Annotated in this window: 15 protein-coding genes; 4 read left to right on the top strand and 11 right to left on the bottom strand. The window is 68.8% G+C overall.

The features are described from left to right. Positions 1-25: 25 nt before the first annotated feature. Positions 26-1,861 carry an ATP-binding protein gene (locus FHS28_RS24105; RefSeq protein ID WP_184294369.1) on the bottom strand — a complete coding sequence of 612 codons (1,836 nt, stop codon included), beginning with the start codon at positions 1,859-1,861 and terminating at the stop codon, positions 26-28. A gap of 423 nt (positions 1,862-2,284) precedes the next feature. Here FHS28_RS24105 and FHS28_RS07785 point away from each other — a divergent pair, with 423 nt between their 5' ends. Together FHS28_RS07785 and FHS28_RS07780 are read left to right on the top strand one after the other, a co-directional pair. Continuing rightward, positions 2,285-4,141 carry a hypothetical protein gene (locus FHS28_RS07785; protein WP_184294367.1) on the top strand — a complete coding sequence of 619 codons (1,857 nt, stop codon included), beginning with the start codon at positions 2,285-2,287 and terminating at the stop codon, positions 4,139-4,141. A gap of 93 nt (positions 4,142-4,234) precedes the next feature. Next, positions 4,235-6,049, top strand: a complete 1,815-nt coding sequence (locus FHS28_RS07780; protein ID WP_088450070.1) for a hypothetical protein — start codon at positions 4,235-4,237, stop codon at positions 6,047-6,049. Here the strand turns inward: FHS28_RS07780 and FHS28_RS07775 are convergent. The 4 genes from FHS28_RS07775 to FHS28_RS07760 all read right to left on the bottom strand — a co-directional run bounded on the left by FHS28_RS07775 (position 6,021) and on the right by FHS28_RS07760 (position 10,392). Further along, a complete protein-coding gene (locus tag FHS28_RS07775) occupies positions 6,021-6,803 on the bottom strand; it encodes a pseudouridine synthase (protein WP_088450068.1) in 783 nt (260 codons plus the stop codon). The genes FHS28_RS07780 and FHS28_RS07775 overlap by 29 nt on opposite strands. Positions 6,804-6,900: 97 nt before the next feature. Next, positions 6,901-7,968: a P1 family peptidase gene (locus tag FHS28_RS07770; protein ID WP_088450066.1), complete on the bottom strand. Its 1,068-nt coding sequence runs from the start codon at positions 7,966-7,968 to the stop codon at positions 6,901-6,903. Positions 7,969-8,071: 103 nt separating this feature from the next. Continuing rightward, complete coding sequence (locus FHS28_RS07765; protein WP_088450064.1) at positions 8,072-9,184, bottom strand: acyl-CoA dehydrogenase family protein; 1,113 nt, start codon at positions 9,182-9,184, stop codon at positions 8,072-8,074. A 29-nt stretch (positions 9,185-9,213) separates the two neighbouring features. After that, a complete protein-coding gene (locus tag FHS28_RS07760; protein ID WP_088450062.1) occupies positions 9,214-10,392 on the bottom strand; it encodes an acyl-CoA dehydrogenase family protein in 1,179 nt (392 codons plus the stop codon). Positions 10,393-10,547: 155 nt separating this feature from the next. On the opposite strand from FHS28_RS07760, the gene FHS28_RS07755 reads away from it, so the two are divergent. Further along, positions 10,548-11,705, top strand: a complete 1,158-nt coding sequence (locus tag FHS28_RS07755; protein WP_088450060.1) for an isoaspartyl peptidase/L-asparaginase family protein — start codon at positions 10,548-10,550, stop codon at positions 11,703-11,705. Between the two features lie 123 nt (positions 11,706-11,828). Here FHS28_RS07755 and ilvD read toward each other — a convergent pair whose 3' ends face one another. From ilvD to FHS28_RS07735, 4 genes are all read right to left on the bottom strand, one after another. Next, on the bottom strand, positions 11,829-13,688 hold the full coding sequence (gene ilvD, locus FHS28_RS07750; protein ID WP_088450657.1) for a dihydroxy-acid dehydratase: 1,860 nt from the start codon (positions 13,686-13,688) through the stop codon (positions 11,829-11,831). A 465-nt stretch (positions 13,689-14,153) separates the two neighbouring features. Further along, complete coding sequence (xdp1, locus tag FHS28_RS07745; protein WP_088450058.1) at positions 14,154-14,987, bottom strand: exosortase-dependent surface protein XDP1; 834 nt, start codon at positions 14,985-14,987, stop codon at positions 14,154-14,156. 180 nt (positions 14,988-15,167) lie between these two features. Next, complete coding sequence (gene prsT, locus FHS28_RS07740; RefSeq protein ID WP_088450056.1) at positions 15,168-17,999, bottom strand: XrtA/PEP-CTERM system TPR-repeat protein PrsT; 2,832 nt, start codon at positions 17,997-17,999, stop codon at positions 15,168-15,170. A 102-nt stretch (positions 18,000-18,101) separates the two neighbouring features. After that, the gene (locus FHS28_RS07735) at positions 18,102-18,596 is read right to left on the bottom strand and encodes a YajQ family cyclic di-GMP-binding protein (RefSeq protein WP_088450053.1); all 495 of its coding nucleotides are present in this window, start codon (positions 18,594-18,596) and stop codon (positions 18,102-18,104) included. A gap of 94 nt (positions 18,597-18,690) precedes the next feature. On the opposite strand from FHS28_RS07735, the gene murB reads away from it, so the two are divergent. Continuing rightward, entirely contained in the window at positions 18,691-19,716 is a 1,026-nt protein-coding gene (gene murB / locus FHS28_RS07730; RefSeq protein WP_088450655.1) for a UDP-N-acetylmuramate dehydrogenase, read from the top strand. Between the two features lie 54 nt (positions 19,717-19,770). On the opposite strand, the gene FHS28_RS07725 is transcribed toward murB, so the two are convergent. Both FHS28_RS07725 and FHS28_RS07720 read right to left on the bottom strand, forming a co-directional pair. Then, complete coding sequence (locus FHS28_RS07725) at positions 19,771-21,744, bottom strand: ATP-binding protein (protein WP_088450051.1); 1,974 nt, start codon at positions 21,742-21,744, stop codon at positions 19,771-19,773. Beyond that, the gene (locus FHS28_RS07720) at positions 21,741-22,268 is read right to left on the bottom strand and encodes a putative pterin-binding protein (RefSeq protein WP_310736758.1); all 528 of its coding nucleotides are present in this window, start codon (positions 22,266-22,268) and stop codon (positions 21,741-21,743) included. Before FHS28_RS07720 ends, FHS28_RS07725 begins: the two co-directional genes overlap by 4 nt. Between the last annotated feature and the right edge of the window lie 12 nt (positions 22,269-22,280).

Genomic DNA, 22,280 nt, shown 5'->3' with positions numbered 1-22,280 from the left:
GCGCCGCCGCAGGGGCAAGACGGGGTCAGGAGGCGGCCGCAGCCGGCGCGTGGCTGGGCAGATGCCGCTCCACCAGGGACAGCAGGTCCACCATCTCGAAGGGCTTGAGCAGGAAGTCGTCCATGCCGGCGCGGGTGCAACGGTCCCGGTCGTCGTTGATGGCACTGGCGGTCAGCGCGACCACCGGCGTGCGCGGCAGGCGGCGCCGGGCCTCTTCCTCCCGCCAGGTGCGCGTGGCGAGGAAGCCGTCCATCTCCGGCATCTGGCAGTCCATGAGCACCAGATCAAAGCGCTGGCCGCGCAACTGGTCGAGCGCCTGGCGGCCGTCTTCGGCCGTGGTCACTTCCAGGCCGCATTGCTGCAGCATGGTGGAGGCGACCAGCAGGTTGACCATGCTGTCGTCCACCAGCAGCACCCGGCCGGCCAGTTGCGGCAGCGGCGCGGGCGCAGGCAGGCGACGCGCCGGCGCGGGCTCCGCGACCGTGTCGGCCGTGTCGGCGACCGACGGCTGCAGCGGCAGGCTGAATTCGAAGACCGAGCCTGCGCCCGGGGTCGAGGCACATCGCAGGTCACCGCCCATGGCCCGGGCCAGCTCGCGGGCGATGGTCAGCCCCAGTCCGGTCCCGTCGTGCCGACGCACCTTGCGAGCCACCACCTGCTCGAACGGTGCAAAGATGCGCTCGAGCTGGTCGGCGGCAATGCCTTCGCCGGTATCGCGCACCGCGCACCGCAGCAGCGTGCCGGCGCGCATGTCCAGCACGGTGGACACCTCCACGCTCACACCGCCCTGGTCGGTGAACTTGATGGCATTGCCCACCAGGTTGTGCAGGATCTGCTGGATGCGGGAGGCATCGCCCATCAGCCGCGGGGGCAGGCTGTCGCTCACCTGCCAGTCAAAGCGAAGGCCCTTGGCGCGAGCGGTCTCGCCCAGCAGCCGGCAGACATCCCCGACCACTTCGCGCATGTCTACCGGATGGGCGTCCACCACCAGCTTGCCGGATTCGATGCGGGCCAGGTCCAGGATGTCGTTGACCAGGCTCAGCAGATGGCGGCCCGAGCGGCGCACGATGTCCACCTGCTGACGCTGCTGGTCGGACAGGTCCCCGGTCTCCAGCAGCTGCGCCATGCCCAGGATGCCGTTGAGCGGCGTGCGGATCTCGTGGCTCATCATCGCCACGAAGCGGCTCTTGCTGCTGCTGGTCTCTTCCGCCGCATGCAGCGCCAGCTGGCTCTGCTCGGCCAGATGGGCCTGCTCGAAGCGCAGCCGCAGCAGCTCCAGCGTGCGGGCTTCCACGCGGCGCGATTCCAGCGTCATCAGCAGCCAGAAGGTCACCAGGGCACCGGCGCTGAGCCAGCCCACCGTGCCGCCCTGCAGCACCAGCCGCACGATCAGCGGCGCCAGCACCAGCGATGAAAACAGCGCCTGCGCCCGTGTCCACGAACTCAGCGTGACCTGGGTGAAGGCGGCCAGGCCCACCAGGATGGTCATGACGGCGCCGTCGATCTCCGGCAGGTTGGGGGTGGCGAACAGGGCGCCCACCATGCCCCAGGCCAGGCCGTCCAGCAGCAGCGCGGACAGATACCGGCGTTCCCAGCGCGGCAACTCCAGCAGCCGTACGGGCCCCTTCAAGTAACGACGCGCTTCCAGCCCCCGCCAGGCCGAAATCGCCCAGCGTGCGCTGAGCCAGCACAGCAGTTCGGCCGCATCCAGATGGCGCCACAGCAGCACCACCGGCAGGATGCTGAACAACGCCCCGACCGCCGCCGGCAGCCGCACCAGGGACTGCAGCGCGGACAAACGCTCCGCCCGGACCTCCAGGGCCACTGGCGTGTCGCCGTCCATCGGCCCTGCAACGTTCACGGGGGCTCCCAATCTTTTGTGGCGCAGGTTCTACCGAACTCCGATGGGGGCGGCAGTTGGGAACTTCCCTCGACCTGTCGATAGAGCGCACCGAATGCTGCTGCTTGTGCGATTGCCGCTCGTTTTCCACCGAAGTCGGGGGATGAGGAGGGCGCCTGGCAGTTCCCTGAAGCCTGCGGCACCCGCCGTGAGGCAGCGGGGGCGCAGCGGCGGAGCAGCGGTGGGGGGAGCGGTGGGCGAGCGGTGCGCCATCAGCGCGCGAGTGGCTCCGGGGTCGGTGATGCGAGCCGAGCTGTCGATTGCATCAAGTTTCCATCGACAGCCCCGTCGGGTTTGCAACTGAACACCCGTCCGTCCCGACTGAGCTTTCACCTCCCACCGTTGCCCCCGTGCGGTGTCGATGTCATCAACCAGGAGATCCTCATGGGACTGCTCAATCTCATTCTTTCGAGCCCACCCCGCGACGTGAACACGGTCACGCCGGCTCCGTCACAGCCCGAGGCTGCGGCCAACGCTCGCCTGCCGTCGGACACCCCCACGGGGGACCGGCATGCCTGGCAGCGCCAGCTGGACAATGCCCGGACCCTGTTGCGTGAACGGGTCGATCTCGAGCAGGGGCTGCCGGGGCGCGGCGTCGAAAAGCAGATCAGGCGGGGGCCGGCGCTGCCGGTCCAGCCGGACACCTTGCTGGAGCGTGCGCACGTCTCCGATGCCAAAACCCTGACCGAGCGGCTCCATGCCAACCGTCTTCCCAGTGGTGCTGTCGTCATGGCCACGCCGACGCAAGCGCAGCGCAAGCTGTGGCAGCAGAGCGCCCTGGAACACCGGGTGACGCATGTGGTCTGCGTGGGCACGGACCTGGAACAGACGACGATGGACCTCATGGCCCACGAGCCCGCGGTGAGGGCGCAGACGCTGCCAGGGGAGTTGCCCCAGGTGCTGTCACGTTACTGGCGCGTCTCTGCCAGGCCCGGCATGGCGATTCCGCCGGCCGTGCTGCGTGAAACCTTCGAAAGGCTGTCGGCCGCGCCGCCGGCCCCGGGCTGCCTGGTGGCCTTCCAGTCGCCGCACGGGGATGACCGGTCCGCCGTCTTTGGTGCAGGCTGGAAGGTCTTCAAGGATCTGCGGGCGCGGCAACAGGCTGATCTGCCGGTGGACGAGGACACCGTTCTCGATGTGGTGCAGGACGCAGTGATGCAGATCCACATGAACCGCAGCACGCAGGTGCTGCGGCAGCCCGAGCATCTGGCGAGCCTGCTGTCCATGGGCATGCAGCTGTGTGGATTGCCGAAGGCTCGTGCGGTGCGATTCGTTGATCGGCCGACGGTGGAGACCCTGGCGGCCCACAGCAAGGACACGCCGCCCGACGGCCCGGCGCTGAAAGAGGCGCGCAATCGGGCCGCCGCGCGCGCCCTCTGCAGCGGCATCCTGGAGATGAAGGAAGCGACCGACCGGCCGTATGCGCCGCTCAAGGGCAGCACCGCCAGGACGCGCCGCATCCACCCGGACGCCATGCTCGCGCCGGACACGCGCCTGAAGTCCTTGCCGGGCGCCCGCCTGCTGGGTGCCTGGGCAGCGCCCCGCACCCTGGTGCTGGAACGCCCGGGACCCGACAAGGCCCTGGCCTGGGCGACGGCCTGCCTGACCCACAACATTTCCGCCGTGGTGGACCTGAGCTGCCGCTCCGAGCAGAGCGAGCCGGATGCCATGGCGGATGGCCGCCAGGCGCTGGGCAGCGGCACCCACGTCCACTTCGAATGGGGCCGTACCGGACAGATCGAGCTGGACCACGTGCTGGCCGGTGCGAAGGCGACCGGGATGCAGATCTCCGCCACGATCGACGGCCAGCCGGTGACCCGCGATGTGAGCATCGACCCGCCCTACATGGACGAGAAACACCGCATTCCCACCGAGCGTTCGCTGGAGCGTCTGCAGATACCGCTGCTGCCGGGCAAGACCGTGCCGCCCAAAGATCTGCTGGAGATGGCCAAGCTGATGGAGAACTATCGGGCCGATGGTCCGGGTCATGCCATCGCGGTGCAATGCCCGAAGGGCGACGTGCGCGCCGCCGTGGTGGCCGCGGCGGACCAGCTGTATGGCCGCTTCCAGGAAAAGCGGCTGAACGCCGACAACCTGGACGAATCGATCAAGGACATCTGGACCCGTCTGTGTCTGGACTACAGCATCGATCTGGCGCATGAGCCGGACCAGCTGGCCAGCCTGATGGCCATGGGCGAGCTGCTGCTGGCCACCGGCAAGCACACACAGCGATGGCAGTGATGCATGGCCGCGGCGTCTGATGCCGCGGCGTTTGTCACGCCGTTCGCCGCGCACCTTCCGCGGCGATCCTGATTTCAACTTCTGGAGCGTCTCATGGGGCTGATCAGCCGTCTTTTTTCCAGGCATTCGTACGACCTGACGGCGTCAGCGTCGAGCCGTCCGTCGTTCTTCAAATCTTCGAAACCGCGCGAACTCGCGCTGCCACAGCGGGCCACCACCGCCGATGCCCATGCCTGGCAGGGCCAGATGGCCCATGCCCGGATGCTGGTGGGGGAGATCAACGACCTGCCAGAAATCCGGCACGCGCTGGACACGCAGAAGCGGCTGTCTCATGGCTCGTCGCTGCCGCTGCAGCCGGGCACGCTGCTGTCACCGGCGAGCAGCGCGGCCAAGCCCCGGGGTGAGCGCCTGAATGGCAACTGTCTGCCCAGCGGGGCGGTGGCGATGGCCACGCCGACCTTGTCCCAGCGCCGGCTGTGGCAGGACAGCGCCGACACGCACGACATCACCCATGTGGTGCGCCTGGGCACCCCCAAGGAAACCCAGCGTCTGCATCTGGACACCGGCGGATCGTCGCTGCCGCTGTTGAAGAGCACGCACGGCACGCTGCAGCCGTTGTCCCGCCATTGGGATGTGGAGATCGAGCCGGACACTGCCATTGCGCCAAGTGTGCTGCGCGAGACCTTTGACCGGATGTCGGCGCATCCGCTGGCTTCGGGCCGCCGCGTGGCTTTCCAGTCCCCGGGCGGGGACAACCGCTCAGCGGTCTTTGCCGCCGGCTGGCAGATCTATCGCGAGCTGACGGCGCAGCGCCAGGCGAATCGGGTGCTCAGCGAGCAGGACGTGATGGACATCGTGCACGATGCCGTGATGGAAACCCGCCTGCATCGCAGCACCCGGCTGCTGGATCAGCCGGAGCATCTGGCCTCGCTGCTGGCGATGGCCCAGCAGATGCGCACCAGCGCTACCGGCGCGCCCATGCCGTTCCGGGCCGTGCGCCAGGGGCCGGGATCGAACGCCTCGTCGCACGACGCGATGGCGCGTTCGCTCTGCCAGCAGATCCGCCAGCGACCGACGGTTGCCAGCGCGGCCTATTCCCCGCTGAAGGGAAGCAACGAGGCGTCGCTGCACGTCCGTCCGGAACGCATGCTGACTGCCGATCCGCGCTTGACGGCGATGCCGGGGGCGCGGCTGGCCGGCGCCTGGGTGGCGCCAAGGACGCTGGTGGTGGATCAGCCCGGCCAGGAGAAGTCTCTGGCCTGGGCCGTTGCCTGCCTCAGCCACAACATCGGTAGCGTCGTGGACCTGACCCCGTGGGAAGAACGGACCTTGCGACCGGCCATGCGCCCCGGCATCCGCCAGTTGGGCGATGGCACCGAAGCCACCTTCACCATGACGCAGGAACGCCCACTGTCGCTGGATGACCGCATTCCCGGCGCCACCGTCATGGGCCTGGCGGTCGCGGCGCAGATCGAAGGTCAACCGGTGACTCGCGATGTCAGCCAGGATCCGCCATCCCGCCACGACGCGCACCGGCGCTCGGTGATCCGGCCGCTGGAGTGGATCCAGGTGCCTTTGAAGCGCGGTGAACCGGTGCCGCCGAAGGTGCTCGTCGAGATTGCCCGTCTGATGCATCGGCACCGCACCCACGCGCCGGCCGATGTGGTGGCGGTGCAGAGCCCGGGCGGCGATGCACGGGCCGTGGTGGTGGCGGTGGCCGATCAGCTCTACAGCCGCTTCCAACAAGGCCGTCTCACCGTGGCGAACCGGACCCAGGTGGTGCGCGGCCTCTGGACCCGCGTCTGCACGGACTACAGCAGGGATCTCGCCAAGGAGCCGCAACAGCTCGCCAGCCTGCTGGCGATGGCGGATCTGCTGCTTACGGCTGGTCCGCAGCCGCAGCGCTGACGTCAGCGGCGGTCATCGCCCGCTGACGGCCGGCCTCATCCAGCCAGCACCAGCCGCCGCTGGGCAGGTCCGCCGGCAGGGTCAGCTGGCCGATGGCACGGCGGTGCAGTGCCAGCACCCGGTTGCCCACGGCGGCCACCATGCGCTTGGCCTGGTGATAGCGCCCTTCGGTCAGCGTCAGCTCCAGACGGCCGTCCGGCAGCCGGCGGGCGAGTGCAGCCTGGACCGGCTCCTCGGCCAGGCGCGGGTCGCGTTCTTCGAGCAGCACACCGGCCATCAGCCGCTGCAACTGCTCGTCATCCACCGGCGCCTTGCAGGTGGCTTCGTACACCTTGGGCACGTGGTACTTGGGGCTGGTGAGCTTGTGCTGCAGCGGGCCGTCGTCGGTCAGCAGCAGCAGGCCGGTGGTGTCTTCATCCAGGCGGCCGACCGGTTGCAGGTCGCGCTCACGGAACTGCGGCGGCAGCAGGCTCAGCACGCTGGGATGGTGGGTCGGCTTGCGGGAGCATTCGTAGCCAGCCGGCTTGTAGAGCAGGATCAGGGCCTTCTCGTGATACGGCCAGACCTTGCCTTCGACCTCGTAGGTCAGACCCTCAGTGAGGAAGGCTTCATCCGGATCCTCAATGACACGGCCTTCCACCGACACCAGTCCATGGCGGATCAGGGCGGCGCAATGACGGCGGGTACCAAAGCCCTGGGTGAACAGGATCTGGTCGATGGCAACGGGACGCGGGGCACGGGAAGACGCTTTCATGGGTGTGATTGTCGCTGGTCCGGGGCGGGAAGCCGGCGAGGGCCCGACGCTCGGGCAGGGGCTCGGGCTGCGGCTCAGGCTGCGCTCAGGCTGCGGCTCAGGCAGGTGCTCGGGCCGGCTGATCGAAGGCTGCCGGCACTTCGGCCAGCGACCGCGCCGACCGGATGGCATCCACGACCGCCCGGGCCACGACCTCCGCCGCCACCGCACCGAGCAGGGCCATGTCGCCGTCCTGGCCGGCTGCGCCCGTGGCCACCGCAAAAATCACATCCCCATCCATGACGGTGTGCACCGGCTGGATGCTGCGTGCAAAACCATCGTGCGCGATCTGCGCCAGCTTACTGGCCTGGGCCTTGGTGAGCCGCGCATCCGTGGCAATGACACCGAGCGTGGTGGCGGACCCGGCCAGTCCACCGCCGAGCGGCTCTCCGTCCAACAGGGCCTGGACGCTGGAGCGGGGCCGTCCATCCGGGCCCCGGCTGCCCGCGATGACCTCACCGCTGCGCGGGTCCACGACATCGCCGACGGCATTCACCGCCACCATCGCGGCCAGCGTCACACCGCCGATGCGCAGGGACGCCATGCCCAGACCGCCCTTCATTGAACGCGACACGCCGAGCAGCTTGCCCACAGTCGCGCCGGTGCCGGCGCCCACGTTGCCGCGGGCCTGCTGGTCGTTCGTGGCGGCGTCGCAGGCGGCTTGTCCCGCCGCTGCATTGGGCGCGGTGTCGGCTCCATGCAGCCACAGATCAAACAGTACCGCCGCCGGAACGATCGGCACCCGCGCCCGCCCGACCTGGAAGCCATGTCCACGCTCGGCCAGCCAGCGCATCACGCCGTCCGCGGCGGACAAGCCGAAGGCGCTGCCGCCGCTGAGCACGAGGCCGTGAATGCGGGGGACGGTGTTTTCCGGGCGCAGCAGGTCGGTCTCGCGCGTGCCCGGCGCTGCACCGCGCACATCCACGCCGGCCACCGCGCCCTGTTCACACAGGATGACGGTGCAGCCGGTCGGTGCTTGCGGATGCTGCCAGTGGCCGACCTTCAGGCCGGCGACGTCGCACAGGCTGCCAGAGGGGGCGGCAGGGGCGGCACGGGCGGCGCCAGGTGAACCGGCCGGGGCGGTTGGAGAGAAGGCAGCGGAGGCTGCGGGCGGGGCGGAGGCCATGGCCACTCCAGAACGAAAGCGTCGGAGTGGCGAGTGTAGACAGCTGCGCGGTCCGGTCGCCCTGCCCGTGGCTGCGATGCGGGCGACCGGTGCGACCGCAGCGTCAGGCGAACACGCCTGCGGTGTCCGTCATGCGGCGGCTCACTTCACCCAGGTGATGCATCGTGTCCCCGTACTGCATCTCCATCACCGTCAGCCGCTTGAAGTAGTGGCTGCCGACATATTCGTCGGTCACGCCGATGCCGCCATGCAACTGGGTGCACTGCTGCCCGACAAACCGCATGGACTGTCCGAGCTGCACCTTGGCCTGGGACAGCGCGCGGCGGCGTGCATCGGCCGGCTCATTCAGCTTCAGGGTGGCGAAGTAGCTCATCGACCGCGCCAGCTCCAGCTGCATCTTCACATCGGCGATGCGGTGGCGCAGCGCTTGGAAGCTGGCGATGGCGACGCCAAACTGCTTGCGGGTGTTCATGTACTCCACCGTCAGCGCCACATACCGGTCCATCACGCCGACTGCTTCGGCGGCCTGCGCGGCAATGGCGATGTCCACCGCCTGCTCCAGCACCGCCAGACCGTGGGCGGCGGGCACCAGCAGCGTGGCGGGGGTGGCCGCGAGATGCAGTTCCGCGGCAGCGGAGCCGTCATGCAGGCGGTAGTCGCGCAGGGTCACGCCGGCGGCGTCCCGGGTCACCAGATACAGCGCGATGCCGCCGTCCGCCTGCGCCGGCACGATGAACGCATCGGCATTCGAGCCGGCACTCACCACGCTCTTGTGACCGGTCAGACGGTGGTCGCTGCTCGCCTGGGTCTGGCAGACATCCAGCCGATAACGTGCAGCGCGCTCCTGATGCGCCAGCACCAGCAGCGCTTCCCCGGCTGCAATGCGGGGCAGCCATTCGGCCTGCACCTCGCCGGCGGCATGGGCCAGCACCGCCGGGGCCACCAGGGCCGCCTGGGCGTAGGGCTCCAGCACCAGGCCGCGGCCCAGTTCTTCCATCACCACCATGGCGTCCACCGGACCGAAGCCCAGGCCGCCGTGGACCTCCGGCACCGCCAGGGCGGTCAGCCCCAGGCCCACCAGACCGTCCCAGGCGGCCTTGGAGAAGCCGCCGGCCTTGAGAATCGCCCGGCGCTGGTCGTCGCCATAGTCCTTCTCCACAAAGCGGCGCACCGCATCCCGCAGCGATTCCTGATCTTCGGTGAAGTCAAAATCCATGAACTGTCTCCTTGCGGCGATGAACGCGCTCAGCCCAGCACGGTCTGCGCCACGATGTTGCGCTGGACTTCGTTGGAGCCGCCGTAGATGGTCGTCTTGCGATAGTTGAAGTAGTGGCTCGCCAGCGGTGCGCAATGGGCGGCGCCGACGTAGTCGCCCTGCCAGCCGGCCTCCATCGCTTCCTGGATGAAGGGGGTGGCGAAAGGCCCGGCGGCCAGCATCATCAGCTCGGTGTAGCGCTGCTGCATCTCGCTGCCGCGGATCTTCAGGAGGCCGGCCACATCGAGTGACTGCTTGCCGCTGCTCTCCGCCGACAGCACACGCAGCACCATCATTTCCAGCGCCACCACATCCACTTCCAGCAGGGCGATCTGGTCTCGGAAGCGGGCGTCGTCATAGACGCCTTCGGCCTTGGCAATGCGCTTGAGCCGCTCCAGTTCCCGCTTGGCGCGGTTCACATCGGCGATGTTGGTGCGCTCATGGGCGAGCAGGTATTTGGCGTAGGTCCAGCCCTTGTTCTCCTCGCCGACCAGGTTCTCGACGGGCACCTCGACGTTGTCGAAGAACACCTCGTTCACCTCGTGTTCGCCGTCCAGCATGATGATCGGCCGAACCGTCACGCCGGGCGACTTCATGTCGATCAGCAGGAAGGAAATGCCGGCCTGCGGCTTGACGGTGGGATCGGTGCGCACGAGGCAGAAGATCCAGTCGCCGTACTGGCCGAGCGTGGTCCACGTCTTCTGGCCATTGACCACATAAACGTTGCCCCGGCGCTCGGCGCGGGTCTTGACCGAGGCCAGGTCGGAACCGGCGCCCGGCTCGCTGTAGCCCTGGCTCCACCACACGTCGCCACTCATGATGCCGGGCAGGTGCCGCTCCTGCTGCTCCCGCGAACCAAAGGCCATGATGACCGGCGCCACCATCACCGGGCCGAAGGGCACCACCCGCGGGGCACCGGCCAGGGCGCATTCTTCTTCGAAGAGATGACGCTGCACGGCGTTCCAGCCGGGGCCGCCGAACTGCTTGGGCCAGGCCCAGCCGTGCCAGCCCTGGCGGCCCAGGATGCGGGCCCAGCGCTGCATGTCGTCCTTGGTGAGGCGCAGCGCGTTGTGCACCTTGTGGCTGATGTCCTTGGGCAGGTGGTCCGCCACCCAGTGACGGATCTCGGCGCGGAAGGCCTGTTCTTCCGGTGTGAACTGCAGGTCCATGGCTTGTCTCCTCTGAACTGCCGCAGTTTTTAGCACGAGCGTTCGTTTTCCCCCTGTCTCAAGGGGGACAAAGGGGATGGGGGCGGAGGGGCGGAGCGGGGACTGTGGAACGCGCCCGGCGCCGTCACAATGCAGGCAGAGCTTTGGAGACTCCCATGACGCTGCCTCAGTCCCTCGCCGCCGGAGACCGCCCGGACGCCGCTGCCCGCGCCGTACTCGCCATTCACGGCGGCGCCGGCACCTTGCGCCGCTCGGCAATGTCGCCGGAGGCCGAAGCGCGTTATCGCGAAGCGCTTCGGGTGATTCTGGAAGACGGCTCACGCCGGCTGGAGGCCGGGGAGAACGCGCTGGACGTGGTGGTCGAAGCGGTGCGCCAGTTGGAGGAGTGTGAGTTGTTCAACGCGGGCAAGGGCGCGGTGTACACCGCGGATGAGCGGCATGAACTGGACGCCAGTGTCATGGACGGACGTGATCGCCGTGCTGGTGCGGTCGCGGGTGTCACGCGCCTGCGCAATCCGGTGCTGGCGGCGCGGGAGGTGATGGCCCATAGCGGCCATGTGCTGATGATCGGCCGCGCGGCGGAGCACTTTGCGATCGGGCAGGGGGTGGAAATGGTGGCGCCGGAGTGGTTCGGCACGCCGCAGCGCCTGACGCAGCTGCGCCATGCTCAGGCGACGGCGTCCGGCCAGGTGCTCGACCACGACGGGCAGACGGCGGCCGCCACGGTCTCGGCCGCCGATTCGGGCACCAGTGCCGACGCAGGTGCTGGTGCTGGTGCCGATGCAAGTGCGGGTGCGGATGCGGATGCGGGTGCGGGTGCGGGTGCGGGTGCGGGTGCGGGTGGCCCGCTGGACGAGAAGACCAAGTTTGGCACCGTGGGCGCCGTGGCGCTGGATCTGCACGGCCACCTTGCAGCCGCCACCTCCACGGGCGGCATGACCAACAAGCGGCCCGGCCGCGTGGGGGATTCGCCCATCCCCGGCGCTGGCTGTTATGCAGACGACCGCTGCGTCGCGGTGTCCTGCACCGGAACAGGCGAGGCGTTCATCCGCGCGGTGGCAGCGCATGAAGTGGCTGCGCTGATGCGCATCGGCGGGCTGTCGCTGGACGAAGCCTGCCAGCGCGTCCTGTTCGAAGAACTGCCGCAGGTGGGCGGCGACGGCGGCCTGATTGCGGTGGACCGGCTGGGGGGCGTGCACCTCGGCTTCAACACCGAGGGCATGTACCGCGGATCGGTCCGGCCGGGACAGGCGCCGTTTGTTGGCATCTATGCAGGGGAAGACGACGTAGAAGCGGGCAGTCGAGGGGTTTGAAGCCCGGCCCGGCTGCGCCTCCCACGGGGCGAACAGCGCTCGTCGCGTCGGATCCCGCTCAATGCGGTTGACGCGCCCGACCGGGCGCCCACGCGCAGGGGCGCCCAAGCCGGGGGGACGCGGTCAGTCGTCCAGCAGCGACGCGTCGCGCACGGCGCCCTTGTCCGCCGACATCACGAACTTGGCGTAGGCCTTCAGCGCCGTCGACACCTTGCGAGGACGCGGCAGCACCGGCTTCCAGCCCTTGGCGTCCTGCTCCGCGCGGCGGCGGGCCAGCTCCTCATCGGAGACCAGCACGTTGATCGTCCGGTTCGGAATGTCGATGCGGATGCGGTCGCCGTTGCGCACCAGACCGATCGCGCCGCCTGCGGCCGCTTCCGGCGAGCAGTGCCCGATCGACAGGCCCGAGGTGCCGCCCGAGAAGCGACCGTCGGTCAACAGCGCGCAGGCCTTGCCCAGGCCTTTGGACTTGATATAGCTCGTGGGGTAGAGCATCTCCTGCATGCCCGGGCCGCCTTTGGGGCCCTCATACCGCACCACCACCACATCCCCAGCCTTGACCTTGTCCGCCAGGATGTTCTCCACCGCTTCGTCCTGCGATTCGGTCACATGGGCGGTGCCTTCGAACACGAGGATGCTGTCGTCCACCCCGGCGGTCTTGACTACGCAGCCGTCCAGCGCGATGTTGCCGGTCAGCACGGCCAGGCCGCCTTCCTGCGAGAACGCATGGTCGTTGGAGCGGATGCAGCCTTCGGCGCGGTCCAGGTCGAGGCTGGGCCAGCGTTCGCTCTGGCTGAAGGCCACCTGGGTGGGAATGCCGGCAGGGCCGGCGCGATAGAAGGTGCGCACGGCTTCGTCTTCGGTACGCACGATGTCCCAGGCGTCCAGCGCATGCTTGAGCGACGGCGCATGCACCGTCGGCACATCGGTGTGCAGCTTGCCGGCGCGGTCCAGCTCGCCCAGGATGGCCATGATGCCGCCGGCGCGGTGCACATCTTCGATGTGGTACTTGTTGGTGTTGGGTGCCACCTTGCACAGCTGCGGCACGATGCGGGAGAGCCGGTCGATGTCGGCCATGGTGAAGTCGATCTCGGCTTCACGGGCGATGGCCAGCAGGTGCAGGATGGTGTTGGTGGAGCCGCCCATGGCGATGTCCAGCGTCATCGCGTTCTCGAATGCCTTGAAGCCGACGGAGCGCGGCAGCACCCGCTCGTCATTGCCTTCGTAGTACTCGCGGGTCAGCGAGACGATGCGGCGGCCGGCGCGCCTGAACAGCTGTTCCCGGTCCGCATGGGTGGCCACCACGGTGCCGTTGCCAGGCAGGGACAAGCCCAGCGCCTCGGTCAGGCAGTTCATTGAATTGGCGGTGAACATGCCGGAGCACGAGCCGCAGGTCGGGCATGCGGAGCGTTCGACTTCGGCCACTTCGGCATCGCTGACCTTGCTGTCAGCGGCCATCACCATGGCGTCGATCAGGTCGAGCTTTTTGATCTGCACGGTGGCGGTGCCGGGCACGGCCAGCCGCACCTTGCCGGCTTCCATCGGGCCGCCGGAGACGAAGATGACGGGGATGTTGAGCCGCATGGCGGCCATCAGCATGCCCGGGGTGATCTTGTCGCAATTGGAGATGCAGACCATGGCGTCGGCGCAGTGCGCATTGACCATGTACTCCACCGAGTCCGCGATGATCTCGCGGCTGGGCAGGGAATAGAGCATGCCGTCGTGGCCCATGGCGATGCCGTCGTCCACCGCGATGGTGTTGAATTCCTTGGCGACGCCGCCAGCGGCTTCGATTTCACGGGCGACCAGCTGGCCGAGGTCCTTCAGATGGACGTGACCGGGCACGAACTGGGTGAAGGAATTCACCACGGCGATGATCGGCTTGGAGAAGTCTTCGTCCTTCATGCCGGTGGCGCGCCACAGGGAGCGGGCACCTGCCATGTTGCGGCCGGCGGTGGAGGTTTTGGAGCGGTATGCGGGCATGGGGTCGCTGAAATAAATATCGTCTGAAGAACCGTTGCACGGCGGGTTCACGGAACCCGTGGCCGAGCCGCCTGCATGACCGCCAGGGTAGGGCGGCTGCGGGGCCGGGCCGGCGGACGGCACCATCACGTATAGAAATCAGGGACGCAGGAGTGGGCGCCTCGTTTCCAACCGGCGCCCGGGGCGGGCCTTGTGGGCACGCGAGGGGGCGCATGCCGGCGATTATCTACCGGGACCCGGCGCGGGCCTTTGTCCCTGTGGCGGCTGCGGGTGATGGGCGCCCGCGCTGGCGACGGGCCGATGGCAGCCGATTCGTCCGCCGCCGACCCGCGCTGCGGACGGACAGGCGTGAAAAAGGCGCCTGATGAGGCGCCTGGTGTTCGGTGTCGGTCGTGCAGGGCGGGCCTTCGTTTGGCGGCAAGGTCTCCTTGCGCATCCAGCCCGCCCGCAGCCTCACCCGGCGGGTCAGTCCTGCGCGCGCTCGCCTTGCCGCTGACGGCGCTGACGACGCACCCCGGCCACGCCCAGCAGGGCCATGGCGGAGAGGGCGAGGGTGGCCGGTTCCGGCACGTTTTGGCGGGTGGTGGTGGCGGTGCCGCTGACCGAATACAGCTTCACGAAGTCATACCCCGCGTAGCTGGTGCCCAGGCCGCGGGTCAGGCCCGAGGTGGTGCCGTCCGCGCCCGTCGGCGCGCCCCCCAGCTGCGAGTTGTAGGCGGTGATGATCCACCAGCTGGAGCTCACGCCCTGGGAATTCACCGCCTTGTTGGTGCCTGTCACCAGGTCGGCATAGCTGCCCACCAGGGACCAGCCGCTGCCGGTCAGCGTGCTGGCCGTCTTGCCGGTGATGGTGCTGGCCACATTCACGCCGGAGGTATTGCCGGTGTAGGCCAGCACGGAGATGTCGCTGTCGTACTGGCTCCAGCCGATCTTCACCTGGGTCAGCTTCACCAGATCGTCGAACTTGAGCAGGATCAGATCCTGGTAGCCGTAGTTGTCCAGCGCATGGTTGGGGGACTGGGCGTCGCCCGACGGTGCGGTCACGCCGAAGCCGCCGCCGCTGTAGAACGCCAGCGTGCTCGCGGCGAAGGTACCGGTGCTCACATAGGCGCCATTCGTCGTGTTGATCGCCGCGGAATAGGCGCTGTAGCTGACGTTGGGCGCCGGGTCGCCGGACTCGGCGCAATTGCTGATGCAGGCGCTGGCCGTCCAGGTGGCGTCCGCCTGCGCCGCCATGGGCAGGGCCGTGGCCAGGGCGAACGCCGCGCACAGCATCAGTCGTTGAGTGGCAAACCGCATAAGAGTCCCCCGAAGGTCAGTCCGGCCTCTGGGCCGTTGGCGTTGAATGCCGTCTTCTATGCAAGCCCCGGGCCAGAAGGTCCGAAGCTCATGTGTGACAAGCACTTGGCGCCGTTTTTTTGTGCGGGTCAGGCCCGATGGGAGCGGAATGTAAATTTTCCTGACACTGTACGCAGCCCCTCACCTGAGGGTCTGGGAGAGCGCCTGCGCCTCCTTCACGCTGGTGAAGGACGGGCTCTTCAATGCCGCTGCCAGCTCCTCCCGGGCTTCCGACGTGCGGCCCGCCTTGGCCAGCGCCGCGGCCAGGTGGTAGCGGATGTCCGGATTGGCCGGATCGCGCAGCCGCGCGTCCCGCAGCAGTTGCAGGGCGCGGTCGGCCCGCCCGGCCAGATGATGGGCCCAGCCCGCGGTGTCGATGACCGACGCGTTGCGGGGGGCCAGGCTCACCGCCTGATCGGCCAGCGGGACCGCGGCGGCCACTTCGCCCAGGCGGATCAAGACATTGGCCTGGTTGTTCAGCGTCTCCACATCCGTCGGCCGCAACTTCAGCGCGCTGTCGTAGCTTTTGCGTGCCGCCGCAAAGTTGCCCGTCCGCGCCTGACTGTCCCCCAGCGCCTTCCACGCTGCCAGATCCGCCGGCCGGCTGCGGAGCCAGCGCTCGGCCAGCTCACCCGCCGCCTTGTTGCCCCCCTCCTGGCGGGACAGCGCCTGCATCAGTGCCAGCAAGGTGCCGCTGCTCGGTTGCACCTCATGCGCCTTGCGCAACGACTCCAGCGCCTGCGCCACTTGCTGCCGGGCCTGGAAGACGTCGGCCAGCAGCAGATGCCCAGTGGCCTGAGCCGGCTGCAGCGCGATGATCTGACGCGCCTGCTTCTCCGCCTGCGGCAGCTGTCCCTGAGCCAGCGCGACGGTGGCGGACAGCGCCAGCGCCGGGACATGCTGCGGCGCGGCGCCGAGCGCCTTGTCCAGCGTGTAGGCGGCGCCGGCCGGGTCCTTCGCGGCGAGCTGCAGCGCAGCAATGTCCACCAGCGGCTGCGGCTCGAAGCCGGCGCGCCGTGCGGCTGCACCCAGCGTGGCCTTGGCGCCGTTGACATCCCGGTTCGCCAGTTGCGCGCGGGCGTAGGTGATGTTGGCCTGGGTGTCTTCGGGCGCCTTGCCCAGCAGACGCTTGGCGGCCTCCAGCGCGGGCCCGGCCTGGTCCTGCTTCAGCAGCCAGGTCACCAGTGCCTGGTCGGCACGGGTCTGCCGAGGGCCACTGGCATCAGCGGCCTTGGCCAGCCAGCGCTCCACCTCGCCGGTCTGGCCACGCGCTTCGCTCAGCAGGGCGCGTTCAAACAGCGCGTCGGCATTGCGCTCGTCCGTGCGCAGCAGTCCGTCCAGGCGGGCCTGGGCCGCGTCGAAGTTGCGGCTGGTGGTGTCCAGCCGGGCCAGGGCCAGTTGCGGCTCCACCAGCGCCGCGTCGATCTGCAGCGCCTGCTGATAGGACGTGCGCGCGCCGGCCACGTCCCGGGCGGCCTGCCGCGCAGCGCCCTGCATCATCCAGACGCCCGGATTGCGCGGCTGCTGCTGCACCAGCCGGTCCGCCACTGCGAGCGCCTTCGCGGTCTGGCCGCTGCGCACATAGAGCGTCGCCAGCGAGAGGCCGGCATAGGTCTGGGTCGGATCCTTCCCGAAGGCCTTTTCCAGCTCCTGCGCGGCGCCGCCGAGCTGACCGCCGCGGATCAGCGACAAGCCCAGCGCCGTGCGAAATTCCGGCGCATCGCGGCCGCGCAGCGCTTCCTGCATCAGCGCGGTGGCACGGGCATGGCGGCCCTGCGCCATCTGCAGCGAAGCCATCATCACCAGCGCCTGGCTGTCACCGGGGAAAGCCTTGAGGTAGCCCTCCAGCACCTCCGAGGCGCGTTCGGGATTGGGTTCCGCGGCATAGACCTGAGCCAGCAGCTTGGACAGCGGACTGGCCGGTTGCTGACGCAGGGCGGATTCGAGATAGGGCTTGGCCTTCTGCAGCTCCCCCAGGCCGTAGTGCGCCAGGCCATTGAGCATCAGCGCCTGCGGCCGGTAGCGGATGTAGTCCATCGGCACCGGATCGAGCTGCGTGGTCACCGCCCGCAGGGCCTGGGACGCAGCAGCGCTGTCGCCCCGTCGCTCCGCCAGCACCGCATTCAGGTAGAGCGCACGCGGTTCATTCGGCGCCTGCTTCAGCAGCGCCTGCAGGGCGGCGGTGGCCGCGTCCTGCCGTCCCAGATCCACGAGGATGCCGGCCCGCGCCAACTGGGCTTCGAGGTGTCGCGCATCGACGGCCAACACCTGCTCATAACCGCGCAGCGCGTCGTCCAGCCGGCTTTGCACATGGGCGATGGTGGCCTTCTGGTAGAGCGCCTCGGGATCGCGCGGCGCCAGTTGCAAGGCGCGGTCTGCCGCGGCATCGGCCTTGTCGAACTGGCGGGCACGCACCCGCAGCGGCACTTCGGCGATCCAGGAGGCCGGCTGCTGGGGCGCCAGGGCCCGTGCTTCTTCCACCAGGGTCTGCGCCCGGGCGGCATCCCCCAGGTCGGAGGAGGCGCCGGCGCGCACCAGCAGCAGGGCCTGGCGGGTGGCATCCGGCAGCCCTTCCGGACTGAGCACCGCACGTTTGAAGACTTCCGCCTGCTTGCCCTGGGCCACCAGCGCCTGGGCCAGCGGCACCACGACCTCTGCCCGGCTGATGCCCAGCTGAAGGGCCTCGTTGAATTCCACTTCGGCGGCGGCCGCCTCGCTGCGCGACAGCAGTGCCTTGCCCAGCAGCACGTGCACCGACAGCAGCCGTGCATCCTGCTGCAAGGCGTTCTTGAGCTGCAGGATGGCGCCATCCACATCCTGGCGCTCGAAGCGCTTGAGCGCGTCCTCGTAGAACTGCGAGGCCTTGACGCTGTCGGCCCGGGCGGGGGCGGGCAGCGTGCCCAGTCCGGCCAGTGCCACTGCGATTGCGCCGGCGGCCAGCCGGAGCCCCGGCCGTGTGGGTGCTGCACTCATCCCGTCTCCTCCGCGGTGGCGCACCCGGTGGAGCCACCGGGGCCGCAGCGCCGCTTGATGCTGGACGCCGTCACCGCCGCCGGAGCGGCAGCGGCGCGGGTCTTATTTGCGGTAGTTGTCGAAGGTCAGCGGCAGGTCGGCCAGGTCCTTGCGCAGCACCGTCTGGGCGGCCTGCAGATCGTCCAGGCTCTTGCCGGTGATGCGCACCATGTCGCCCTCGATGGCCGCCTGCACCTTCAACTTGCTGTTCTTGATGGCGGCGACCACTTTCTTGGCCTCGGCGGACTCCAGGCCCGACTTGATCTTGTAGACCTGCTTCACCCGGTCGCCCCCGAGCTTCTCGATCTTGTCCTGCTTGTCGACGAAGCCCAGCACCACGCCCTGCTTGGCGAGCTTGCCGTAGAGCACTGCTTCGATCTGCTCCAGCTGGAACTCGGCGTCGCCGGTGGTGTGGATTTCCTTTTCCTTGTCCTTGAATTCGATGGAGGCGCTGGTGCCCTTGAAATCGAACCGGGTGGTGATTTCCTTGGCACTGGCGTCCACGCTGTTGCGGACCTTGACCATGTCGGGTTCGAGAACGGTGTCGAAGCTGGGCATAGGGATGTACTGCGAATGAGGTCTGTGAAGGATCGGCGAGAATTCTGCCATGCAGTCCGCCCCCACCACCCCCCCGACCGAGCGCCGAGAAGGCCTGCTCGTCGAGACCGACGTCAACCTGAAGCCCTACAACACGTTCGGTCTGCCCGCTGTGGCACGCCGTCTGGTGCGCATCCGCGAGGAGCTTGATGTCCGCCGGGTGGTGGACCATCCGGAACTGGGCCGCGCCAGCAAGTTCGTGCTGGGCGGCGGCTCGAACCTGGTGCTGACGCGGGATGTCGAGGCCGTGGTGCTGAAGATGGAGATTCAGGGCCTGAGCGTCGAGGAGCGGGAGGACGCCTGGATCATCGAGGCCGGGGCTGGTGTGTCCTGGCATGAGGCGGTGGCCTATTCGCTGGACCAGGGCGTGCCCGGTCTCGAGAATCTGGCGCTGATCCCCGGCACGGTCGGGGCCGCACCGGTGCAGAACATCGGCGCCTACGGCATCGAGGTGAAGGACCGCCTGGAGAACGTCGACGTGGTGGACCTGACCACCGGCCGCCGGGTGACCCTGCCAGCCTCGGTCTGCAACTTCGGCTACCGGGACAGCGTCTTCAAGCAGACCGGCTTTGGCGGTCTGGCCGGCAAGAGTGTCATCACCAAGGTGCGGCTGCGCTGCCCCAAGCCCTGGCAGCCCCAGCTCGGCTATCTCGACCTGGAGCGCAAGATGGCTGAGACCGGCATCGCCGCGCCCAGCGCCCGGCAGATCTTCGACTGGGTCTGCGAGATCCGCCGGGCCAAGCTGCCGGATCCAGCGCGCATCGGCAATGCCGGCAGCTTCTTCAAGAACCCGGTGGTCAGCGCCGAACAGTGCCGGGACATCATCGCGCGCGATCCGCACATCGTTCACTATCCGATGCCGGATGGCAGCTTCAAGCTGGCGGCGGGATGGCTGATCGACGCTTGCGGCTGGAAGGGCAAGAGCGTCGGTGGTGCCGCGGTCTATGACAGGCAGGCGCTGGTGCTCGTCAATCGCGGCGAGGCCCGCGGCGCGGAAGTGGTCACGCTGGCGCGGGCGATCCAGGAAAGCGTCTACGGACGATTCGGCATCCGCCTGGAGCCGGAACCGGTCGTCATCTGAGACCAACCGCAGGGCGCCGGTCGCGCCGGTCGTGCCGGTCGCGTTTGTCGGGGCTCACGCGGCTTCCGGCCGCGCCGGTCGCGCCGCCACCCGCTGCAGGCACGCATCCAGCGCGTCCAGCTCCACCGGCTTGGCGAGGAACAGGCTCACTCCGGCCTGTTCCGCCCGCTGGCGCGATTCCTCGAAGGCATCCGCGGAGAAGGCAATGATCGGCAGCTGGCCGCGTGGCGGTGGCAGTTCGCGAATGGCCCGGGTGGCTTCGAAGCCGTCCATCTGCGGCGTGTGCAAATCCATCAGCACCAGGTCAAATCGCTGTTGGCGCACCAGCTGCAGTGCCTGCAAGCCGTTCTCGCACATCGTGGGGTGGTGGCCCAGCTTCATCAGCATCGCTTCCACCACCAGACGGTTGGTCGGATGGTCTTCCGACACCAGCACCTGCAGACCGGTCACCGGAGCCTCCCGCCCGCTGAAGGTCTCCCGCGCCCCCGGGGCGTCCATCCGGTCGTGCAATTCGTGGGCACCGTTCAGCCCTTGGGACCCGCGCAGCCCGTGCGGTCCATGCAAGCCATGCAAGACGGCCGAGCCGACGTCCGGACGGTCCGGCGCTGCCGGGGGTGCCAGCCGCAAGGGCAGCGACAGGCTGAAATGACTGCCCTGGCCCGGCGCCGTCTGCACATGGATGTCGCCGCCCATCGCACGCGCCAGCCGCCGGGAAATCTCCAGCCCCAATCCCGCGCCGCCATGCCGCCGGGAGGTGCTGGCATCGCCCTGGCTGAAGCGCTGGAACAGCCGCGCGACGGTGGCCGCATCCATGCCGGGGCCGGTGTCGCTGACATCGAAGATCAGCAGGTCTTCGCCCAGCGGCCCCACGCCGCATCGCAGGCCGCAGGCCACCTGGCCACGGTCGCAAAACTTCAGTGCATTGCTCAGCAGGTTCAGCAGGATCTGCCGCAGCCGTGTCGGGTCGGCTTCCACCCAGCCGGGCACGTCGTCGGCGATGGTCATGTGCAGGGCCAGGCCCTTGGCGCCGGCCTGCGGACGGCTCAGCGCTTCCAGCTCCCGCATCAGCGCCACCAGCTGCAGCGGCTCGGGCGACAGCGCCAGCCCGCCGGCTTCCATCCGGGTCACGTCCAGGATGTCGGCCAGCACCGCCAGCAGGTGACGGGCGCAGTCATTGGCCGCCTGGAGGTGCTCCTGCTGCTGCGACGTCAGCGGCGCATCCTTCATCAGGCCCAGCATGCCGAGCAGTCCCTGCAGCGGCGTGCGCAGCTCATGGCTCATGTTGGCCAGGAACACCGTCTTGGCCCGGTTGGCCGCTTCGGCTTCACGCTGCGCCTCATGCAGCCGATCCGCCAGGTTGTGCTGCTTCACGCCATAGCGTTCCAGCCGGCGGAACTGCCGCACCGCCACCCAGGCGAAACATAGCGTCAGGGCGGTCAGCAGGGCGGTGAGTGCCAGACCGACCCGGCTCTGGCTGCGCACCACGGCGTCGCGCTCGGTGACGTCTTCGGCCACATGGTGGGTGGAGGTCAGCGACAACTCGCGGATCGCGTCAGCCAGCGGGTCCATCCGCTCAATGACGTCGCTCAATCGCCCGGGATGTTCCCGGATCAGCGCAGCATTCAGCGGCAGGGCATCGGCCCAGCGCACGAACTCCTGCGTGCGCGCCACCGTGCGCTGGTAGTCCGGATGGTGGGACAGCACCTGCGCCGCATGTTCGCTCTCCACCAGGCTGAGCCGGCTGACGAAGATCTCGTAGCGCTGGGCCACCTGGTCGGGGTCCACCGCCAGGCTGGGGCCGGCCGCCTGTTCCAGCGCCAGCCGCAGCTTCAGATATTCCGTCTCGAACTGGAACAGGCTCCAGACCAGGTAATCGTCCTGATAACGGCGGGTGCCGTTCAGCAGCTGGTATTGGCGCGCCTGAAGCCAGGCAGCGGACGCCAGGGCCATGACCAGTACGAGGCCGATGCCCGCCATGACGAGCCGCCAGCGGCGGCGCGCCGCCAGATGCTTGGGGCTGAGCGTCATCGCAGATCCAGACGCCGCAGTTGCCAGGCCGAGCGGCCGTAGTAGAGGCTGCTGCGCAGTTCGGAGTGGCGGTCGAAGGGATAGACGATGAACAGCGGACCCTTGTCCCGCAGCGGCATGGGCTTGTCGTCAATCAGGCGGGCGATGATGACGTCATACCGCTGGGTGTCCGCCACCGGGATCGTCACCCGGTAGTCGTTGAGCGCGCGCGCCTCGAGGGTCTGCCCATTGGCGCCGACCGCCGCCAGCACGTCGCGCAGCAACGGGCCGGTGAATTTGCGGGGCTGGCCGTACCAGGGGGTCTGGGTCTGGAAGCTGGTCTGCGGCAGGCGTTCCAGCATCGCCATGTCGAAGTGGGCCTGGCCGTCCTTGTTGGTCAGCCGCAGCGCGCCGCCAATGCTGAGGACCACCGGTCCGGTCGGCTCGGGGAGCAGGGCCTGGGCCGCCGTGTCCGCCGGCACGGCCAGCACGGTGGCGGGCGTGACCAGCGGGGCCAGCGCCAATGGCAGGAAAGCCCATGCCACGGCCCATGTCGG

The sequence above is a fragment of the Roseateles terrae genome, from assembly GCF_014192155.1.
Taxonomy (GTDB): Bacteria; Pseudomonadota; Gammaproteobacteria; order Burkholderiales; family Burkholderiaceae_C; genus Roseateles; species Roseateles terrae.
This window is presented reverse-complemented; position numbering and strand designations above follow the sequence as displayed.